We start from the raw sequence: 16,312 nt of genomic DNA, 5'->3' as shown, positions 1-16,312 counted from the left end.
TCCAATGAAAGAGCACGTTTTAGACAAAGACAATGTTTTTACCGTTACTGGAAGAATACTCGGGCGGTTAGAAGAAATTCGTGATTATAGCTCTGGTAAAGCCGCCTTAGCTAACTTGCGAAATTCTATAGGTCGGCCACTCAGTGAAACGATTGATGTATGGCCGATCGTATTTGAACAAATGCCAGAGCATTTTTTGAGTAAAAATGGTAAGTTGACTAGCGAAGAAAAAGCGATTTTAACGACCTTGCAAATTTATGCCTTACATCAGCAAGGACAAAGTGTAAATGTCAACAAAAGAACTGAAAAAGAAAAGTGGAACAATATCGGTATATCATTAAAAGCACTAAGAAATGGAGAAGATACCATAGCTATCGATAGCAGATTCAATACAATGATAACATCCACTACTTTTGAAGAATTAATTCATCATCTTAGACAACTTGTTAGAATTTTAAAGGCCAAAAAACAAAATGAAAAAATAGTTTATGCAAGATTAGCAAATGACTTATTTTGGTATTTAAGAAATCAAGAGGAAAATGTGCGATTAAGTTGGGCAAAAGCCTTTTATAGTAAGCTAGAAAATACAGAAAAAGGAGATGAGAGCAATGACTAATCAACGTTTATTTTTAGATATTCATGCCATCCAAACAGTGCCGCCTTCAAATATTAATCGGGACGACACTGGAAGTCCTAAAACTGCTCAATATGGAGGCGTGCGTAGGGCACGAGTAAGTTCGCAATCGTGGAAAAGGGCTATGCGCACTTATTTTCATGATAATAGTGCAGAAACCAATGTCGGTATTCGAACTTTAGAAATAGTAAAATATGTAGCAGAAAAAATCCAAGCAATTGATTCTTCTATGGATAATGAGGAGGCTATGAACCTAGCTGAAAAAGTTTTGAATGCAGCCAAAATTAAGACAAAAGATCAACGAGCTAAGGCTCTATTCTTCCTTGGGGACACGCAGGCTAAAAAATTGGCAGAAGCTGCTATCAATGGAAATGAAGATAAAAAAGAGTTGCAACAAATTCTAAAAGATAATCCAGCAATTGATATTGCTTTATTTGGGCGAATGGTAGCAGACGATCCTACATTAAATGAAGATGCTTCTTCTCAGATTGCTCATGCGATTTCTACACACGCAGTTCAAACTGAATTTGATTTTTATACAGCATTAGACGATTTAGCGCCGGAGGATAATGCGGGAGCAGGGATGTTAGGCACACTAGAATTCAACTCTTCAACATTGTATCGTTATGGGAACGTAGCTGTTCATGAATTGATAAAACAACTTGATAGTAAAGAGGCTGTTTTGAATACCTTAAAATTATTTATCGAATCCTTCTCTAATTCACTGCCAACTGGGAAGATAAATTCTTATGCTAACCAAACCTTACCTCAAGCTTTAGTAGTAAGCCTGCGCACTGATCGGCCAGTTAACCTAATTACTGCTTTTGAAAAACCGGTGAATTCTTCATGTGGAAACGTCTCAGAGTCGATTAAAAAGCTATTTGATGAACTAAGGAAAGTTGAAAAATTTGCAGACAAACCGGAATTTACACTCTACATTGCAGTAGATAAGTTTGACAAGTTATCAGAAGACGGCTTCGAAGAAGAGAGTTTAAGAGATCTACTAGATAGCTTTGCTGTACGAGTAAACAAATTATTTACTGAAGAACTGGATGAGTAATATGAAAACCATTTTATTGAAGTTTTCTGGCCCATTGCAGTCATGGGGAACGACTTCCCACTTTGAGACAAGACAAACGGATCGCTACCCTTCAAAAAGTGCTGTTATAGGGATGATTGCAGCAAGCTTAGGGTATCGTCGAGAGGAAACTCAAAACATTCAAAAACTAAATGATTTAAATTTTGGTGTACGTATTGATCAAACTGGAGTATCTATGCAGGACTATCAAATAGCAAAAAAATACAATAAAACCGGTGAACTAAAGCGTACTTATGTCACAAATCGCTATTATTTAGAAGATGCGGTATTTGTTGTTGCAGTTGGACATAAAAATCATCAATTTATGAACATGATAGAGGAAGGCTTGAAGCGTCCTTATTTTCAACAATTTTTGGGGAGAAGATCTGCACCTTTAGCAGCAGACTTCTTTTTAGGGAGTACCAAAACTGACATAGAGGAGAGCCTAAAAAAAATAGATTGGCAAGCGGCAAACTGGTATCAAAGATCAAACTCAAGCACCCTGACAGCCTATGTAGATTCAGACTTATTAACAGAAGGTTCCACTGGAATGCGGCATGATAGAGTTAAATCATTTTCTCAAAGAAGCCGTGAGTTTGGTTATAGAGGAGAAAGGAGAATTGAAATATCTGTCAATACCAATAATGAAACGAGTTTAGACAATATGGAAGAACACAACGCCTTTGACTCGATAGGAGGTTAACATGTATTTATCCCGGGTAGAAATTGATACGAATAATCGTCGGAAAATACGAGACTTGACACATTTGGGAGCCTATCATAATTGGGTGGAAAAAAGCTTTCCAAATGAAATTTCCACTGAAATCAGATCTAGAAAGTTGTGGCGAATCGATCAATTAGGTGGAAAGCAATATTTATTAATTGTAAGTGAAAACAAGCCTGACCTACATTTATTAGAAACATATGGTATTGAAGATAGCGCCCGCACAAAACCATATGATAGTTTCTTAAACAAGTTGGAAAATGGTATGAAAGCGCGATTTAAGACAACCCTCAATCCAACTATTTCATTGTCTAATGGTTTAAATAAGAGAGGTCGTGTCTTGCCATGCATATCAGAACAGGATCAACTAAATTATTTACTAGCACGAGGAGAAAAAAATGGGTTTACTTTAGATGAAGGAAATTTCTATATTTCAGATAGAAGTTTTGAAATTTTAAAAAGATCACATAAAAAAAGTCTACGGTTAAGTAAGGCGACATATGAAGGTGTACTGACAATTGGCGATGTGGAGATTTTTAGAAGTACATTAACAAAGGGGTTTGGCAAGAAAAAAGCATATGGATTTGGCATGATGACTGTTATTCCAGAGGTGTAGTCTATGAAAAAGCAAAGTGGAGCTAAAAAAGCAGTACTTAACGAATTACCAAGAATAGGGGATCGAGTAACTTTTATTTACGTTGAACATGCAAAGATTAATCGACAGGACAGTGCAATTACTGTTGCTGATAGTCGTGGTTTTATCCGCATTCCAGCTGCCATGGTAGGCGTACTTCTTTTAGGTCCTGGAACGGATATTACCCACCGAGCAGTAGAATTGATTGGGGATACGGGAACAAGTATGGTATGGGTTGGTGAACGAGGTGTTAGACATTATGCTCATGGGAGAGCACTTGCTCATTCTAGTAAATTATTAGTAAAACAAGCTAAATTAGTTTCTAATACACGGTCAAGACTTGATGTCGCTCGAAAAATGTACCAAGTGCGATTTCCTAAGGAGGACGTATCAAGTCTGACTATGCAACAGTTACGAGGGCGAGAAGGTGCTAGAATAAGAAAAATTTATCGCACTCAATCTAAACTTCATAATGTAAAATGGGATAAAAGAGAGTATGACCCTGATGACTTTGAATCAGGGTCACCAGTTAATCAAGCATTATCAGCGGCTCATGTTTCTTTATATGGATTAGTTTATAGCGTTATAGTAGCTTTAGGCATGTCAGCTGGTCTTGGTTATATACATACCGGACACGACTTGTCATTTGTTTATGATGTAGCAGATCTTTACAAGGCGGACATTACCATACCTATTGCTTTTGAAGTGGCAGCAACTTCTCAACCAGATGATGATATTGGGCGGAAAACTCGATTAAGAGTCCGTGATGCTTTTGTCGATGGGAAAATTATAAAAACTATAGTTAAGGATTTGCAACATCTTATGGATGTAAAGGTTGATGAAGAAATAACAATAGATACTATTAATCTATGGGATGATAAAGAGGAACTTGTTAAACATGGAGTCAGTTATAAAGAGGTGACTTAACGATGCCACTTACTGTAATCACTTTGAAAAAGGTTCCGCCTTCACTTCGGGGTGACTTAAGCAAATGGATGCAAGAGATTGCAACAGGTGTTTATGTAGGAAACTTTAATACGAAAATTCGCGCACAACTTTGGGAGCGAGTTGTTCAAAGTTCTAGTACTGGTGAAGCGACAATGAGCTATGCCATTCAAAATGAAATAGGGTATCATTTTGAAACGTTAAATGCTCAGCGACAAGTTGTTGAATATGATGGCATCCCACTAGTAGCATTACCTAAAATAAATCAGGTTATAGAAGAAAATGAACATAAGAAGGGATATAGTAATGCGGCAAAATTTCGGAAAGCAAAGAAATTTGCTCCAAAAGCAAAGGGTCCAATAGAAAGTCTTAATTATGTAGTAATTGATATAGAGACGGATGGGTTGAATTATAAAGAAAATCAAATCATTGAAATTGGGGCAGTTAAAGCTGAAGGTGATAAAATTTCGCACTTTCAGCGACTGATCGAATACGAAAAAAATATACCAGCAGAAATTACCAAACTTACCGGCATAACTCAGAAGTTGTTAGAAAAAGAAGGTATATCAATGGAGCGAGGATTAAAGGAATTTATTGATTTTATAGAGGACTTCGATTTAGTTGGATTTGAAGTAGATTTTGATCTTCGCTTTTTAAATAGGACATTAAGTGAATCAAACATGCAAATCCTAACTAATAAGGTTTTTGATTTGAATAAATTTGTCAAAAGAGAAAAAATAAATCTTAAAAATTATAAATTAGATACTGTTTTATCAGCTTATAAAATAGGGGATAGAGTACCTCACAGAGCTTTAGCAGATGCCAAACTTATTTATCAATTATCGACCAAAGTGAACAAATTTTTAAAAATAATAAATAAAGAATAGGATTATTAAAGGGATCTTTAAGTGTCTTTCCCGCGCAAGCGGGGGTGATCCCGCTGGTGCTTCTGGTCATGCTTCATGGCTTAAGTCTTTCCCGCGCAAGCGGGGGTGATCCTAAAACTCTTGTTCGATAAAGGAAGTAAGCGTTGTCTTTCCCGCGCAAGCGGGGGTGATCCTGACAAGCTGAAAACCGCTGTCTTTTTGTCTTAGTCTTTCCCGCGCAAGCGGGGGTGATCCTGCAAACATAGCAGCACCGGTAGCACCAGCAGCGTCTTTCCCGCGCAAGCGGGGGTGATCCCTGTGATATATGGCCTTGTTCGTTGCAGCTACCGTCTTTCCCGCGCAAGCGGGGGTGATCCTGAGTTTGATTTTAGATTGGCCCCAGGAACTGAGTCTTTCCCGCGCAAGCGGGGGTGATCCTAAAAGTCGAAATTTGTCGCAAAAATGAATGAGAGTCTTTCCCGCGCAAGCGGGGGTGATCCTAAACTCTAACATACTATCACCCCTTTAATTTTGTCTTTCCCGCGCAAGCGGGGGTGATCCCAACTTTCCAAACCTTTGTTAATTAAAATGTCGGTCTTTCCCGCGCAAGCGGGGGTGATCCTTTAATACTCCTTTGGGAATATTACTTTTCTCTGTCTTTCCCGCGCAAGCGGGGGTGATCCCTAATTGGCTGAAAGGTACTTTTGAATTTGTATGTCTTTCCCGCGCAAGCGGGGGTGATCCCAAGCAGCACAGGCAGACGTAGAAGGTATGACAGTCTTTCCCGCGCAAGCGGGGGTGATCCTATAAAGAGTATATCCTTTTAACTATTGCTTCTGTCTTTCCCGCGCAAGCGGGGGTGATCCTACCAGGCATTTTGTATAACTCCTATGCCGCTAGTCTTTCCCGCGCAAGCGGGGGTGATCCCTACATCCCCTTGATTTGTAACCATCTGTTCTGGTCTTTCCCGCGCAAGCGGGGGTGATCCTAATACTTTTTCAATCCTGCGACAGTTGGCGCAGTCTTTCCCGCGCAAGCGGGGGTGATCCTGGATATAGGCATTATAGAAGTCGGCTGGAAAAGTCTTTCCCGCGCAAGCGGGGGTGATCCTAAAATGACCCAGGCTGAAAGGAGGGAAACCTGGTCTTTCCCGCGCAAGCGGGGGTGATCCGCAAATAGATAGTCGCTGCTAAATGTCATGTACGTCTTTCCCGCGCAAGCGGGGGTGATCCCTGTTTCATTTGGTCCTTAAATGGGCCATCGTTGTCTTTCCCGCGCAAGCGGGGGTGATCCTTAGCTTGTCTTGCACTTATTTTCTTTTGTGCTGTCTTTCCCGCGCAAGCGGGGGTGATCCTGCTCGTTCATGCTCTTCTTGTGTGTCAAATATTGTCTTTCCCGCGCAAGCGGGGGTGATCCTACAAAGCTCTCTGCTAGTTTGCCAACCTCATCGTCTTTCCCGCGCAAGCGGGGGTGATCCTAAGTACAAATTCAATATTTGAATCAGGATGCAGTCTTTCCCGCGCAAGCGGGGGTGATCCTGGCAGTAATCAGCAAGTGCAAGAAGCTCAACAGTCTTTCCCGCGCAAGCGGGGGTGATCCTGGGAGATTCGAGATATTGTAGATGAAATGATAGTCTTTCCCGCGCAAGCGGGGGTGATCCCAGACGGAGAAAAGTGGTTTTCGTGGGATGACAGTCTTTCCCGCGCAAGCGGGGGTGATCCCATCACTATCCCCGAAAATTTCCAAGTCACAGAGTCTTTCCCGCGCAAGCGGGGGTGATCCTACTCCTGCTGTTGTTTTGCCGCTTCGGGGAGTGTCTTTCCCGCGCAAGCGGGGGTGATCCTAGCCACAGAGGAAATGGCGAGACTTATATACAGTCTTTCCCGCGCAAGCGGGGGTGATCCCTTTGTTTGACGTGGTTCTTATTACAGTCCTACGTCTTTCCCGCGCAAGCGGGGGTGATCCCTCATGCGGAAAATCAACGTTAGCAATGACGCCGTCTTTCCCGCGCAAGCGGGGGTGATCCCATCAAGCCTATTCTATGATTTTTTGGTAGAAAGTCTTTCCCGCGCAAGCGGGGGTGATCCTATTGATGAAAATGGAATGGTTTCATTTAAAGGGTCTTTCCCGCGCAAGCGGGGGTGATCCTGTGAAGCTACAACAACTGTAAACTTTGTAGACGTCTTTCCCGCGCAAGCGGGGGTGATCCTAATCATAGGAATCCTTGATGTGTTCATTGGATGTCTTTCCCGCGCAAGCGGGGGTGATCCTTTGATTTGCATTGTTTCCCCAAGCTAGGGTCAGTCTTTCCCGCGCAAGCGGGGGTGATCCCCTAGTGACATTCCTGTTATGCTTTTGCGGCTGGTCTTTCCCGCGCAAGCGGGGGTGATCCCTCCCTTTCAAAACTATCAAAAGCTGTATCAAGGTCTTTCCCGCGCAAGCGGGGGTGATCCTGCCGGGTCAATTTGTTATCATAAAGGAATTTAGTCTTTCCCGCGCAAGCGGGGGTGATCCTAAACAGGGGTTCCCCGCCCTCCTACATGCTCGGTCTTTCCCGCGCAAGCGGGGGTGATCCTACATACAAGCTAATAATGAAGGTTTCGCCTATGTCTTTCCCGCGCAAGCGGGGGTGATCCCAAAATATGGCATCATTTCAAAAGCTTTTTCTGGTCTTTCCCGCGCAAGCGGGGGTGATCCCTGTACTCCCTAGACGCAGAGATGAAACAATCTGTCTTTCCCGCGCAAGCGGGGGTGATCCCTAGTAACAATTTCAACAATCTCGGTGAGAGGGGTCTTTCCCGCGCAAGCGGGGGTGATCCTTGAAAGTATGCCAGAAGGGCAAGCTGTTTTGAGTCATTCCCGCGCAAGCGGGGGTGATCCTGATTTACAAATGGTATTCTACAGGAGAAATGGGTCTTTCCCGCGCAAGCGGGGGTGATCCCAACGCTAAAACAATGCTCAATACATCAGTCAAGTCTTTCCCGCGCAAGCGGGGGTGATCCCTATAACAACGCGGGAACAGAAACGCCCCTAAAGTCTTTCCCGCGCAAGCGGGGGTGATCCCATGGTTAAGTCATACTTTAGGATTCGGTGTATGTCTTTCCCGCGCAAGCGGGGGTGATCCTCTTGGAATTCTTCTGATGCTCTAATTTGATCTGTCTTTCCCGCGCAAGCGGGGGTGATCTTAGGCAGGAATATTTTGTTACCTCATAGAAGGAAGGGGGTCAGGCTTTTGATATTTCAATACTTTTCACCCACCCAACTTATAAGGTGGGTGAGAGTGGCAAAGGGTTTGTTGCTGTATCGGAGGAGAACGCGGCAAGCACCGAGAAGTATCTGCTAACATGGAGTCTTAGTTCACCTTTATACAAGAAGTATCCGAAGCTAGTGATGAATTATCTGAATTAGCAAGGGAAATGAAAAGAGAATAAGCAAATTTAAGGATCAATAATCTGCTGAACAAGGATGATTAAAAGAACCTACCCCAAATTTTGGGTAGGTTCTTTTAATGGTTTATTCCCTATATTGAAATATCAAAAGCCTGACCCCAATGTTTTAATACCTAATAACAAGAACACTAAAGGTACTAAATGGTAAATATGATAATCTAAAGATTTATGGGACAAACTATTTGACTCATGATGGTACTTGTATTCGAGATTACATACATGTATCAGACTTAGTGTCAGCACATATAAAAGCTTTGGAATATTTAATTAAAAATAAAACAAGTGATATATTTAATTTGGGATACGGAAGAGGATATTCGGTTTTAGAGGTTGTAAATGTTAGTGAAGAGGTTACGGGTAAAAAAGTACCAGTAATGATAACAGGACAAAGAGAAGGGGATGTGGATAAAGTAATTGCAGATAATCAAAAAGCAATTAATAAACTTAATTGGAAACCACAATTTGATAGCTTGAGTGATATTATAAAAACAGCATGGGATTGGGAGAAAAAAATTACCGACAATTGTAAAATACTGCATAAAGCATAAAAAAGTTAATAGAGATAGAGGAAATAAATCTATTATTTTGTGCATGAGAATTTCACCCATTTTGAGGGTTATTTACTTTCTGGCAGGGATATTATATCATATAAAGAAGTATTGAAAATAAATTTTTAGAAGGTGAAATTCCTTTAGTCCACCCTTACATTCACACAATTAAAGATGACTAGTGATACCTTGCTTCTGTGATGGATCCTAACAGTAGAAAGATAGTTAGGTACTCTATGTCTACAAACATAAATACTACATTGGCTATAAAAGTCTTAGACAATGCCTTTAAGATTCAGAAACCTTCAAGGGTCTAATTCTTCATAGTGATCTAGGAAGCCAATACACAAGCAGTGAATTTAGTCAATATATTAGAGACCACAGGCTAATTCACTTCTTTAGCGGTAAAGGAAACCCCTATGATAATGCTTGTATAGAGTCATGGTATAACATGGAAAAAAATACATAGCTCCTTAGGCGATATTACTCTCAAGAGTGGGAAGACAAAGCTAAGAGAGTTGCATAAAATTGTTCGAGAAAAATTGTCTACTATACTGACATAACTCCAAAATTTAAGGAGAGATTAAATGAATAAGAAATTGAATATAACAATTAATGGCAATGAATATAAATTTATAACAGATGAGAACGTATTTTCACCTAACAGAATAGATAAAGGTACCTTAGCTATGTTATCAAAATTGGAACTTGAACATGGAAATAAAGTTCTGGACTTAGGATGTGGATATGGTGTAGTTGGAGTTTATTGTGCAAGCATTGTTGGTGTAGAGAATGTTTTCATGTCAGATATAGATGCAAACGCTGTAAAATTAGCTAGGAAAAATATGGAGATAAATGGTTTTAGTACGGAAAATATTGTGCAAAGTAATGGATTCAGAGAAATTGAATGGTCTTACTTTGATGCTATACTATCGAATCCACCATATCATGAGGATTTTTCAGTACCTAAAGGATTTATAGAGAAAGGTTTTAATAGGCTTAAATTGGGTGGAAAGATGTATATGGTTACCAAACGTAAAAAATGGTATAAGAAAAAATTAATTTCTATATTTGGAGGTGTAATAATATGGGAAATTAATGGTTACTTTGTGTTTATGGCTATAAAAAAGGATATGAGTTATGCCCAAAAGAAATTAAAAAAAACAAAAAAATCTTAGGAGAAATATAGTTCAGATATGAGATTTATAGATCTTAGGGCAAGGTGCAGGAGTGTTGGGAAACTATCTCACAAGGAAATTCAATTATAAATTAGAGTACTATTGATGCTGGTATATGTGCAATTGGAAAGGCTAGAAGTACTTTTGTTGTTGTGTGGAAAAGCCCTATAGAAATTATTAGAAATAGCAACTCAATAATATAAGAAGGAAGGGGGTCAGGCTTTTGATATTTCAATACTTTTCATCCACCCAACTTATAAGCCTGCTCCTTTTCTTATTCTTTTCATACTGAACAAGGTTTTTTAAACGGCTTATTCCCTATATTGAAATATCAAAAGCCTGACCCCAATGTTTTATAAAAGATGTAATATCGGAAGTAGGCCAGACGTCGCGAAGCCCAGGGACGCTATCTAACATTGGATCACTCATTTCAGGGTTGCTATTTTAGGTAAAAGAGAACTGAGTAATGGCATTATATTCATATCGTTAATACATACATAAGAAAGAAAGGTTGATAAAGATGTTCAAATATATAATTGATGAAGACTTAGAATTAAGATTAATAAGTATGGAAGATAGTGATGAATTTTTTAATTTAATAGATAGCAATAGAACACACCTACGAGAGTGGTTACCATGGGTTGATGGTACTAAATCTGTTGAAGATACAAAGAATTTTATTAAGAGTAGTATGAATCAATACGGAGCTAATAATGGTTTTCAAGCTGGAATATGGTATATGGATAAAATTGTAGGAATAATTGGATTGCATCAATTAAGTTGGTATCATAAAAACACAAGTATTGGGTATTGGTTAGCAGAAGGATTTCAAGGAAAGGGCATAATGACAAAAGCATGTAGGGCTGTTATAGAATATATTTTTATAACTTTGGGATTAGAGAGAGTGGAAATTAGGTGTGCAGATAAAAATTTCAAGAGTCAAGCTATACCTGAAAGGCTAGGATTTACCAAAGAGGGAGTTTGTAGGAACGTAGAAAATCTGTATGGAAATTATGTTAATCATATAGTTTATAGTGTATTAAGAGAAGAATGGGTTTAAAAGAAGTCTCTACATGATGTTAGTGTGAGGGCAAAGCTGAGTGTATCCACATCTTATAACAATGTATTTGCATAAGAGTGCACTTGAGCACAATCCTAGTGTTATGGCAAAAGATTTAAATAATGCTGAGAAATTTATGTCAGAATAAAAAGGTACTTTAGGAGGTGAATTATGAGGGAAAAACTTAGGACCTATGGCATAGAAGGATCGAATAGTTTAAATCGGTTACCCCGATTAAAAAGGGATGGTCAGCTGATGAAAAATATAAAGTTACAACTAATTCAGGTAAGAAGCTACTGCTCCGCATTTCAAATATTAAAGAAAAAGAACGAAAACATAAAGAGTTCCAACACTTAAGTAATATGGATCCAAAAATTCGTGCTTCAACACCCCTTGCTTTTGGCAGTTGTTTAAAGGAAGAGCTTACTTACATAATTTACACATGGATAGATGGTGAAGACGCAGATATAGCTTTAAATAATTACTCAAAAGAAAAACGGTATAAAATGGGATATACAGCTGGTCAATCCCTTTGTAAGATTAACTCAATACCAGTGCTAGACGAGTATGAACCATGGGACAAGCGTTATAATAAAAAAATAGATAACAAGTTAAAAATGTATGAAAGCTGTGGTGCAAATAAATTTCTTTAAGTTATTGATCGTTATCGGCCCCTTATTAGAAACAGACCTACAGTCTTTATACATGAAGAATTATACTATGCAAGTTTGCAACATGATAAAAAAGAGAAGGTTGCTTTTAATAAATATGTTAAAAGAAAATCAAAAATAGAAAGGCTATCAATAAAAAATAATGAACACTAAAATTATATTTCACTTGAATTAGCTAGGAAATAATAAAAAGTTTTTTATAATTCTAAAAGTTGAGGGTAAGTAGTACTAAGGTTTTATACTCTATTTTTAAAAGTTAGTTGTAACAAAAATTTTTTTTCAATATATGTAATGAAAATGAATTTTTGCTCTAGCAGAATTAACAGAAGGAGACCTACTGGGCCTCCTTCTGTTAATTCTGCTTGTCTTTATTCATTAAATAGCTCCCAGAATTCTTCTCCCCAATGCTTTTTAATAAACTCATCTCTTCCTGATATTTTCCTATCTTCTTTATAATGGGTAGGATTTTTTTCATGGTAATCCTGATGATATTCCTCAGCTTTGTAGAAGGTTGATGCAGGTAATATCTCCGTTACAACTGGATCGGAAAATCTGCCTGAGGCATCTAAAGCTTTTTTTGATGCTTCAGCTTTCTCTTTCTGTTCCTCTGTGGTGTAGAAAATAGCAGATCTATAAGATGGTCCCCTGTCATGGAACTGACCATCGGGGTCTGTTGGATCTATCTGCATCCAAAAAGCCTTTAGTAACTTATCATAGTCTATCTTATCTGGGTCATAGGTAATTTGCACAACCTCATAATGACCTGATGTTTGAGACTTCACATCTTCATAGGTTGGATTTTCTTTATGTCCTCCCATATAGCCTGATACCACATCTATTATCCCATCAAAAACATGGAAGGGAGATACCATACACCAAAAACATCCTCCTGCAAAAACAGCCCTTTCATATCTAGCTTCATTCCCTGAACCCTTCATTTACATTCCTCCTTCTCCTCTACTTTATTCTAATAACTTCTATCTCATAACCATCGGGATCTGTTATAAAATAGTATCTCGGTGGACTTTTAGGTAGTCAACTCTCTCCTTTCATCTCCTCTGATTTTTTTATCCTACTTAACATCCTTTATAAAACAGATAATCCTATTGGCTTCCTTAAAGCCTATTCCCTTGTGGAAATGATAGCTTGTTGTATTGTCATACTCACAAGATGAAGCAATTTCTGAATAGCCCTTTTCCTTTACCCATTGCTCCCCCTTTGCTAGCAGCTCTTTTGATACCTCTTGCCTTCGGTATTCGGCTTCAACATATATTCCTTCGATGTAACCAATTGGAGAGCTATCAGAGCCTTCTACATAGTCAGTTCTTATGGAAAAATGAGCAAAACCTATGGGATTGCCGTCAACTAGGTAAAGAAAAACCTTATTGTTATCGGTATGTAGCATTTTAGCAAATTCTTCTTTTAGCTCTTGATAATCATTGTCTGGCCATAGCTTCATGGCTAGTTCTGTTACGCTATCTATGGATCGATCATTAACTTTAATTATTTTTCCCACGCTTAATCCTCCCCTCTTAATTATTTTTCCCACGCTTAATCCTTCCCTCTTAATTAATTCCCTAACTAATTTCATATATCCTTCCTAATATATGAATAAGTAGTGTATAAGATGTAAAAAACAGTATATTGTTTAACTAGATGTATTTCCTAATTATACCAAAGGGATAAGTAGGTTACTAACTTGGAGCCATTATAGGATTATTACGAAAATGGTTTTTTGTCATATTGAAACGTCAAAGGCCTGACTCAAAGGGAGCACTAATGCTCTTTTGTTATAGCTTTTATATCTGTATTGGATTTTTTTTAGGAAGTATTTCTTCTGAAAAAATAAATAACTTAAGTTATATATAGGTATAGATTTATTTCGGGAACAAGAAAAAGACATTCAAAATAGCATTTACGGATTATAAACCACGGCGGTGGTTTTTGCCAGCAGCTTATCAGCGTCCGCAAGCGAACCGGGTAAGTTGATAAGTAATATTAGATATGAACAAGACGGGATAACCTACAGAGAGACGCGCTACAAAGTATGTAAAAGAATAGAGCAGACCTTATAGCTTATGATATACTTAAAATAATAGAGAAAGAAGTGAACAACGAAGAGCATGGAAGATGGAAGGTGGTCTTGGAGAACATAGAACGGCAGTTAGGTGAGAGGCAGGATTACTATTATGTCAAAAAGATGTTCCGATCATCGATTCTTGATGATTGGAACATCTTTTTTATCGCAGGTTAAAGACCCCAACTTCAGAAAACTCGAGGGTAATTCAACAGTCAGTTGTAAGCAGGGGCACCATACTATATTATTCAACCTATAAACTGCTTAATAGAAGCATATAAATTTGAAATTGACGGCTTTGAAACTAATGAACCGATAAGGCATATATTGCTCGTTTTTTGTCTGTCTAGGATGTCCTTATAAAAGCTCTGAGTTAAGTTCTGCTCTTTTAAGTGTGGAAATATATGCCATTGTTTCGCTGTAATTAAGTGCTTCACCTGGATACCTGAATTTTCAATATCATGGGTAATGCTGTTGACCAGTTCTTTATTGACATAACCGTAGGCATAAGCAACCAATATATTTTTGTTATTATGGTTAAAGGTATGGAAAAACTGGATTTTTCTTTTTTTCCCTAAATTGGCCTTATAATATGTTGTGACAACATTTCTACTATCTACCTCATAAGCACAGGTGATATATGGATTTGTATCAATCTTATTCATTGCTTGGTTGTATAAATCATCTTTTATCACACCATCAGGCAACTTAGTTGTAATAAGAACCTTGTCATATAAATCAGAGCCATATTCCGATTCAACCTTGACTTTGTCATCTAATCTTTCGATATTTATTACCTCGATTGAATAGCGAATATCTGATATATTCTGACTCAGCTTATGTATTACCTCAGACATTCCCTTGTCTACAAATAAAAGCTTATTACTCTGAATAAATGAGTAAATAGTATCCATATCAAAGATATGAAAAGCATAGTATGCTTGAATCTCGTATATACTTCCAAAACCAAATGACGAGAGATGGGGAGCTATTACTTCACTAATATTATTTAACTTGTTCTTTGTAAGAAATTCATGCAAGGATACCGTAAGATCTTCAGGGATATACCCATAATTAACATCATTTAAGTAAGGCCGATAACTTTTCAATATATCATTTAATTTTATTAGCTCCTCCATCAGTACTTCTACCCTATCTCTGGGCATATGTTCAACTTTGGAAAAATTCTCATCTAAAAAATTTCTGTAAGTAAACCGCTCAGTATATCCCACATCTAGTTCTATTAAAAGCTCTTTGATATGTTGAGAAAAGCAAAATACGGTAGCAAGCTCAATGTACATATATTTATTAACAATGGTTCTACAGTGGCCACCTATATATTCTTGTTTTTCATATACAGTGACATCTGCACCTTTTTTTTCTAAAAGATAAGCTGCTAACATGCCACTGAACCCTGCTCCTATTATGGCATAGCGCATCTTTATCACCTCTTAATATTGTCTTTCTATATAAGCCCATAGGGGCAAAATCACTTCAGCATTTGTTGACTTAGCATGGTACTCAACAGGTGAGTAAAACTCACCGTTATACGATAATTTGTTTTTAATGTTGTAATCTCTGATATAACTTTGCAGATCAATTTTAAGTTTATTAAACGATACTCCTTTATAAATAAGAGGCATTAGAAACGATAAACACTGATGAGTATATTCTTTTCTTAATTCGTTAGCTTCAGTTAAATCATCGCTTTCTTTTAACATATGAACATTTATATCATATCCGAAATGTTGAACAGTGGTGTAAGACAAGAGAGAACCTTTTTGTTTTTCTATGATGTCATTATCAAAAAAGCACAAATGTTTACACTCGGCCCCCAAGCTCTGAGCAACAGGGATTGCCAAGCCTGTTAGAATGTCTTCAAAATTTTTCATAGACAGCTGATTGTATAGCCTAGTACAAGCAATTTTACTTTTGTAATCAAATATAGTGTAAGCATATATTGAGCCTAAAGCTTCAAACTCTCCACAGAATGTTGTCCAACACAACCAACATTCACCACTTTTTATCCTTTCAAAGTCGGGGTAATTCCTGTTTGCCTTTTTCTCTGACTTATTTGCAAATTTGAGTCTTTTAGCCCTTCTTGTTAGATTATTTCTATTCATAACATTATACACAGCAGATTCGCTTATATCATAGCCTATCTCTTCTAAAAAATATTTGATTTCCCTTGGCCCAAACTTTGGGTGTTTTTTTATTAGATTTAAAATAGTAGAAACTATTTCTGGTTTAGTTTTATTAACCGGAGTGAAGTTCTTTTCTATCTTACCTAAGCCTTCAATGCCATGGGTTTTATATCGTTTTAACCAACGGTAATAAAGTGTCCTTGAGATGTTATGCTTTTTACAGGTTGCAGTGACACCATATTTTTGCCCTTCGATAATTATTTCAAACTTTAACTGTTTATCCATAGCGCCCCCGGCCCCCACC

General features: G+C 38.0%; 14 protein-coding genes and 1 CRISPR repeat array. Of the genes, 10 read left to right on the top strand and 4 right to left on the bottom strand.

Features of this window, described 5'->3' with window-relative positions:
• The first annotated feature begins 4 nt into the window (after positions 1–4).
• From casB to PRVXT_RS12430, 10 genes are all read left to right on the top strand, one after another.
• Complete coding sequence (gene casB, locus PRVXT_RS12475) at positions 5–616, top strand: type I-E CRISPR-associated protein Cse2/CasB (protein ID WP_350343193.1); 612 nt, start codon at positions 5–7, stop codon at positions 614–616.
• Positions 609–1,694 carry a type I-E CRISPR-associated protein Cas7/Cse4/CasC gene (gene cas7e / locus PRVXT_RS12470; RefSeq protein WP_350343192.1) on the top strand — a complete coding sequence of 362 codons (1,086 nt, stop codon included), beginning with the start codon at positions 609–611 and terminating at the stop codon, positions 1,692–1,694. Before casB ends, cas7e begins: the two co-directional genes overlap by 8 nt.
• 1 nt (position 1,695) lies before the next feature.
• Positions 1,696–2,415, top strand: coding sequence for a type I-E CRISPR-associated protein Cas5/CasD (gene cas5e, locus PRVXT_RS12465; protein ID WP_350343191.1), 720 nt, complete (start codon positions 1,696–1,698; stop codon positions 2,413–2,415).
• Position 2,416: 1 nt separating this feature from the next.
• Positions 2,417–3,052 carry a type I-E CRISPR-associated protein Cas6/Cse3/CasE gene (gene cas6e, locus PRVXT_RS12460; RefSeq protein ID WP_350343190.1) on the top strand — a complete coding sequence of 212 codons (636 nt, stop codon included), beginning with the start codon at positions 2,417–2,419 and terminating at the stop codon, positions 3,050–3,052.
• 3 nt (positions 3,053–3,055) lie between these two features.
• Positions 3,056–3,997, top strand: a complete 942-nt coding sequence (cas1e, locus tag PRVXT_RS12455) for a type I-E CRISPR-associated endonuclease Cas1e (protein ID WP_350343189.1) — start codon at positions 3,056–3,058, stop codon at positions 3,995–3,997.
• 2 nt (positions 3,998–3,999) lie between these two features.
• Positions 4,000–4,902, top strand: a complete 903-nt coding sequence (gene cas2e, locus PRVXT_RS12450; RefSeq protein WP_350343188.1) for a type I-E CRISPR-associated endoribonuclease Cas2e — start codon at positions 4,000–4,002, stop codon at positions 4,900–4,902.
• A 23-nt stretch (positions 4,903–4,925) separates the two neighbouring features.
• A CRISPR array of direct repeats spans positions 4,926–8,066; the repeat unit is 28 nt; unit sequence GTCTTTCCCGCGCAAGCGGGGGTGATCC.
• A 380-nt stretch (positions 8,067–8,446) separates the two neighbouring features.
• Complete coding sequence (locus tag PRVXT_RS12445; protein WP_350345162.1) at positions 8,447–8,878, top strand: GDP-mannose 4,6-dehydratase; 432 nt, start codon at positions 8,447–8,449, stop codon at positions 8,876–8,878.
• A gap of 587 nt (positions 8,879–9,465) precedes the next feature.
• Positions 9,466–10,056 carry a class I SAM-dependent methyltransferase gene (locus tag PRVXT_RS12440; RefSeq protein WP_350343187.1) on the top strand — a complete coding sequence of 197 codons (591 nt, stop codon included), beginning with the start codon at positions 9,466–9,468 and terminating at the stop codon, positions 10,054–10,056.
• 520 nt (positions 10,057–10,576) lie between these two features.
• Positions 10,577–11,116 carry a GNAT family N-acetyltransferase gene (locus PRVXT_RS12435; protein ID WP_350343186.1) on the top strand — a complete coding sequence of 180 codons (540 nt, stop codon included), beginning with the start codon at positions 10,577–10,579 and terminating at the stop codon, positions 11,114–11,116.
• A gap of 233 nt (positions 11,117–11,349) precedes the next feature.
• Positions 11,350–11,769: a phosphotransferase gene (locus tag PRVXT_RS12430; protein WP_350345161.1), complete on the top strand. Its 420-nt coding sequence runs from the start codon at positions 11,350–11,352 to the stop codon at positions 11,767–11,769.
• A 386-nt stretch (positions 11,770–12,155) separates the two neighbouring features.
• Here PRVXT_RS12430 and msrA read toward each other — a convergent pair whose 3' ends face one another.
• From msrA to PRVXT_RS12410, 4 genes are all read right to left on the bottom strand, one after another.
• Positions 12,156–12,725, bottom strand: a complete 570-nt coding sequence (gene msrA, locus PRVXT_RS12425; RefSeq protein WP_434064296.1) for a peptide-methionine (S)-S-oxide reductase MsrA — start codon at positions 12,723–12,725, stop codon at positions 12,156–12,158.
• A gap of 134 nt (positions 12,726–12,859) precedes the next feature.
• Positions 12,860–13,303, bottom strand: coding sequence for an aminoglycoside 6'-N-acetyltransferase (aac(6'), locus tag PRVXT_RS12420; protein ID WP_350343185.1), 444 nt, complete (start codon positions 13,301–13,303; stop codon positions 12,860–12,862).
• A gap of 809 nt (positions 13,304–14,112) precedes the next feature.
• A complete protein-coding gene (locus PRVXT_RS12415; protein ID WP_350343184.1) occupies positions 14,113–15,303 on the bottom strand; it encodes an FAD-dependent oxidoreductase in 1,191 nt (396 codons plus the stop codon).
• Positions 15,304–15,315: 12 nt separating this feature from the next.
• Complete coding sequence (locus tag PRVXT_RS12410; RefSeq protein ID WP_350343183.1) at positions 15,316–16,293, bottom strand: helix-turn-helix domain-containing protein; 978 nt, start codon at positions 16,291–16,293, stop codon at positions 15,316–15,318.
• Positions 16,294–16,312: the final 19 nt, after the last annotated feature.

The organism is Proteinivorax tanatarense, assembly GCF_040267685.1.
GTDB lineage: Bacteria > Bacillota > Proteinivoracia > Proteinivoracales > Proteinivoracaceae > Proteinivorax > Proteinivorax tanatarense.
This window is presented reverse-complemented; position numbering and strand designations above follow the sequence as displayed.

Bases quoted from the DNA above. Each gene is read 5' to 3' on its own strand.
- casB (WP_350343193.1), top strand. From the start codon at position 5: ATGAAAGAGCACGTTTTAGACAAAGACAATGTTTTTACCGTTACTGGA.
- cas7e (WP_350343192.1), top strand. From the start codon at position 609: ATGACTAATCAACGTTTATTTTTAGATATTCATGCCATCCAAACAGTG.
- cas5e (WP_350343191.1), top strand. From the start codon at position 1,696: ATGAAAACCATTTTATTGAAGTTTTCTGGCCCATTGCAGTCATGGGGA.
- cas6e (WP_350343190.1), top strand. From the start codon at position 2,417: ATGTATTTATCCCGGGTAGAAATTGATACGAATAATCGTCGGAAAATA.
- cas1e (WP_350343189.1), top strand. From the start codon at position 3,056: ATGAAAAAGCAAAGTGGAGCTAAAAAAGCAGTACTTAACGAATTACCA.
- cas2e (WP_350343188.1), top strand. From the start codon at position 4,000: ATGCCACTTACTGTAATCACTTTGAAAAAGGTTCCGCCTTCACTTCGG.
- PRVXT_RS12440 (WP_350343187.1), top strand. From the start codon at position 9,466: ATGAATAAGAAATTGAATATAACAATTAATGGCAATGAATATAAATTT.
- PRVXT_RS12435 (WP_350343186.1), top strand. From the start codon at position 10,577: ATGTTCAAATATATAATTGATGAAGACTTAGAATTAAGATTAATAAGT.
- msrA (WP_434064296.1), bottom strand. From the start codon at position 12,725: ATGAAGGGTTCAGGGAATGAAGCTAGATATGAAAGGGCTGTTTTTGCA.
- PRVXT_RS12415 (WP_350343184.1), bottom strand. From the start codon at position 15,303: ATGCGCTATGCCATAATAGGAGCAGGGTTCAGTGGCATGTTAGCAGCT.
- PRVXT_RS12410 (WP_350343183.1), bottom strand. From the start codon at position 16,293: ATGGATAAACAGTTAAAGTTTGAAATAATTATCGAAGGGCAAAAATAT.